The 4,217-nt window shown below is 62.3% G+C and carries 2 protein-coding genes and 1 pseudogene; all 3 read left to right on the forward strand.

The annotated features are described in order from the left end of the window. Positions 1 to 396: DUF6361 family protein (locus WAW85_RS14170; RefSeq protein ID WP_422560240.1), on the forward strand; the 396-nt coding region annotated here is incomplete at its 5' end. Then, positions 383 to 2,197 carry a phospholipase D family protein gene (locus tag WAW85_RS14175; protein ID WP_422560241.1) on the forward strand — a complete coding sequence of 605 codons (1,815 nt, stop codon included), beginning with the start codon at positions 383 to 385 and terminating at the stop codon, positions 2,195 to 2,197. The genes WAW85_RS14170 and WAW85_RS14175, both read left to right, overlap by 14 nt. Continuing rightward, positions 2,190 to 4,217, forward strand: a pseudogene (locus tag WAW85_RS14180) (hypothetical protein); the annotation flags it as partial. The gene WAW85_RS14175 and the pseudogene WAW85_RS14180, both read left to right, overlap by 8 nt.

The following is a 4,217-nucleotide window of genomic DNA, read 5'->3' on the forward strand; positions in this document are numbered from 1 at the left end:
CGCTTGGACACCCTCATCCGCGAGTGGATCGACCTCATGAACGATCAAACCGATCTGATCTCTTCGTGGGGAGATCAGCTTCCCGAAATGTTCGATCACCTGAGTGCCGCGGGCACCAACATCACGGCAGCAACGCGCGATTTCGTCACGCGATGGTGCCGCGACGCTATCGACGACCCCGAGAGCGCGCTGGCGAGTGACACTCTCGCCGATCTCATCACGAGCCGTGAACGCACACTGAAACGGTCGTCTGCCCGGCTGACCAACACCTCGCCCCTACTGAACTGGGACGGCGAGTTACTCGGTACCGAGTATCTGGATTATCGGTGGAGCTATGCCCGACGACTCATCATCGACTGCCAGCACGCGGAAGGCCCCAGCAATGCTGAGTCCTGACGACGGCGTCACTCTCGTCGAATCGCTCGCGCCACCCGAAGGCTACGAGCTGGACATCGCGGTAGGCACATCGTTCACCCTCGATCTGATCGCGTTGCTTGCCGTACCCACGGCATTCGCACTCGGCGCCAGCGCCGCCGATTCGGGCTCCGACCAATCGCTGACACCACTCCATCTTCTGGAAGCACTGCGCACGCATGCCAAGAAGCTCACAGTTTTCTCCGATGCCGCTCACATCGCGCTGCCGAACACGACCAGCGAATCGCGTGTCCTGGGGTTCCTCGACGACGTCGTCATCCCGGTGCGCGCACCACGCGGCGGCCTGTTCCACCCGAAGCTCTGGGCGCTTCGTTTTGTCGACACCATGGGTCAGCACCTGCATCGACTCCTTATTCCCAGTCGGAACCTCACATTTGACCGGTCCTGGGACACGGTGGTTCGTCTCGATCAGTCGCTCCCAGACGACCTCACCTCCGCGACGCTCTCCGAATTGTCCGACATACTCGAGCAACTCCCCTCTCTGGCCACCAACGTGGGCCCTACCGTCGAACGAGGTGCGGCCATCGCACAGCTTGCCGAATCCATCGGCAGAATCAGCTTCTCGATGCCGGCCGGGTTCACTGACATGCGAGTGCATCCGCTCGGCTTCTCGGCGGCAGGGCACAGACCGCCGCTGCCCGCTGAATCCGTCCGCGCACTTGTCGTCTCACCGTTCCTCGGGAAGACAGCCGGCCTTCCCAGTCCACTTCACGCGATCCGCGAGCTGACCATGATCTCCCGACCCGCGGAACTCGACGCCGCCTTTCCGTCCGGATCAGCACGCCCGAATTCCTTCACGCTCAACCCGAGTTTCGTCGCCGAAGCCGACGACCCTGAATCGTCGGCGGAGTCCGATTCGCACGTCGGCCTCCACGCCAAGCTGTACGTCCACGACCTCCCAGGTAGCACGACCGCCGTCTTCACTGGAAGCGCCAACGCGACTCAGAGCGCTATCACTCGCAATACCGAGATCCTGGTCGAGCTCACGGGACCCACGCGGCACGTCGGCGTCAAGGAGTTCCTCAAACCGGACCCCGCGAAGGTGACCCGCGACAGCGAGAAGCGACTGTCCTCGATGTTGATCCCGCACGTCTGGGCGGATCCACCCGACGGCGAGACTGCCGATGAATCAACGCTCCGCCAGCTGCAGTTCACGATCGGAGGCCTCCACATCACCGGGACCGTCGAGCAGCAATCCGAGCAAGTCTACACGATCAAATACATCGCCTCGCAGCAGTTCCCAGATAGTCAGGGCGCAGAGATCGAGTTTCGGCCAATCAGCACGTCAGACTGGCGCACACCGATCGACGACCGACTCCTCTGGTCCGACTCGCTTTCGCTAACTCAGCTCACCCGGTTCCTCGGCGTTCGGCTGTCTTTCGGAGAAGCATCGACTTCCTTCGTGCTCCCCTGCGACCTCGACGGGATTCCCGATGACCGTGATGACCGTCTGCTCGCCACCTTGATCGCCGATCCCGAACGCCTTCTCAAGTACCTGATCATGCTGCTCACAGACACTCCGCAAGACCGGTTCGATTCGGACACCGCTCCAATTTTCGAAGCGATCAGCCGCAGCGGCGGCGACCTGACGACCTTCCCGATTCTGGAACTGATGCTCCGAGCCACCGTAGCCGCACCCGCCAAGATTCGACCTGTACGCAAGTTGATGGAGGCTGTCCGCAACCACTCAGAACTCGCCGATCCCGCGTTGCTCAAGCTCTGGGAAGCAATCGACGAAATGGCGGGTCCGGACAATGGCTGACCGACACGGCGAGCACCATCCCCCACGCGTGCTCGACGTCGACGCCGAGATGAGTCGGTTGAGTGACTTTCAGACGGCGACCGCCGACTACACGTTTGCTCGTCTCTTCGGTGACGGCGCGGATTCGACCTCGCGTTTCCTGGTCGCCGACGAAGTCGGCCTCGGCAAGACCATCGTCGCGCGAGGGGTGATCGCGCAGACCATCGCTCATCTCCACGGCCAGAACGACTCTCGCATCGACATCGTCTACATCTGTTCCAACGAGTCGATCGCCGAACAGAATCTTCGAAAGCTCGCCCCAGCCGGTGTCGACGTCGAGCATCACTCGCAGCGATTATCACTGCTACCGTTTGACCTCAGGGAGCGAGCCGACCACCCAGTCAGTCTGATTGCGCTCACGCCAGGCACATCGATGAAGCTTGGACACAGTGGCGGCCTGTTCGAGGAGCGTGCTGCCGCTCTTGCCGCCCTCAGCGATCTATGGGGCGGTCATCGCCTCAGAGGCAAGGGAATCGGCACGCTGTTCGCTGGCGGGATAAAGGACTACCCGGATGTCTCGAAAGAGGATCGGATCCGGGAGCGGGCCAGTTATTACCGCGGCAGGCTTTCCAAGCGCGCCCGTGAACTACTCGCCGAAGAAATCGCCAAGGTCGACGCGGAACTGATCGCAGAGTCTGGCGACGACACCGATGCGTATCTGCACCGCGTCGCACACGATTTCGGAGCTGAGCGATCCGAGGACGCGACTCGCGGACAACGAAGAATCCTCCATCGGCTACGCGCGGCTCTGTCTAACACCGGCGCGCGACTTCTTCAACCCGATCTTGTCATTCTCGACGAGTTCCAGCGCTTTCGAGACATCCTCCAGGGGGACGACGAGGCCGCGACGAGCGAGGATCGATACGCCGCCAGCATCGCTGAGCGTCTCCTGTCGTTCCATCACGAGGACCACGGCCGCGACACCCGAGTCCTCATGCTGTCGGCGACGCCCTACACGATGCATTCATCGTCGGTTCGCGCACTCGCTGACCCGAGCGCACCAAGCCAGGCTGCCGGCGTGGACGACCACTACCAGGATTTTCTGGCCACCTACCGGTTTCTCGTCGGCGGACTGCCTGGCACCGACGTGGCCAGCGAGGTTGACGGGCTCTCCAAGGACCTCTTTGAACTCCGCCGAACCATTAGCGATTCCGTCGTCGACGGGATAGACCCGGCACTGATCGCCGCAGGCCGTGTCGGCGATCGACTGCGGAAGGTGATGACCCGCAGCGAACGACTGTCGGCAACCATCAATCGGGACGGAATGCTCACAGAGCGAGGCACGCTTCTTCCCGTGCCGGACACGGCGGCTCTGAAGCAATTCCGTTCTACCGCCCAGATCATCGAGCAACTCCGGGCGATCACGGCACCGACCCAGGCACCACGAGTCGGCGATGTGGTCTCCTACTGGAAGGCTGCGCCGTACACCCTGAGTTACCTCGATCGGTACAAGGTGCTGGCCGATCTCCGCGACACCGTGGAATCTGGCAGCAAGTCGTCACGATCACTGCTTCAGGCACTCCAGAGATCACCCGCAGTACTGCCCTGGAAGTCGATTCTCGCCTACCGGGTGGTCCCATCGACGCATGCAGGCCTTGCTCGATTGTGGAGCGACTTCTTCGACACCGCTCACGCTGAGCGTCTCCTCTGGCTGCCTCCGTCGCTCCCCTACTATCGCGCCGGCGGCGACTTTGAGACCCAGGCAGCGCGCCGACTCACCAAGCGGCTGATCTTCTCGTCGTGGGATCTCGCGCCCACCGCAATCGCCACACTGACAAGCTACGAATGCGAGCGTCGCATGATGAGTTCAGCGAAGAAGGCCGGGCGCCGCACCAACGCATATGACGCCCGACGCCGGTCGACACGACCACTGCAGTACCGCGGCAAGGCCGAGTCCCTGGCACATCTGCTGTTCGACACCCCGTTTCCACGACTGGCCGAGCTGACCGACCCGATTTCGATAATCGGCGAACTGCGTGCC

Origin of the sequence: Gordonia sp. (in: high G+C Gram-positive bacteria) (genome assembly GCF_049299075.1) — a bacterium.
Lineage (GTDB): Bacteria > Actinomycetota > Actinomycetes > Mycobacteriales > Mycobacteriaceae > Gordonia.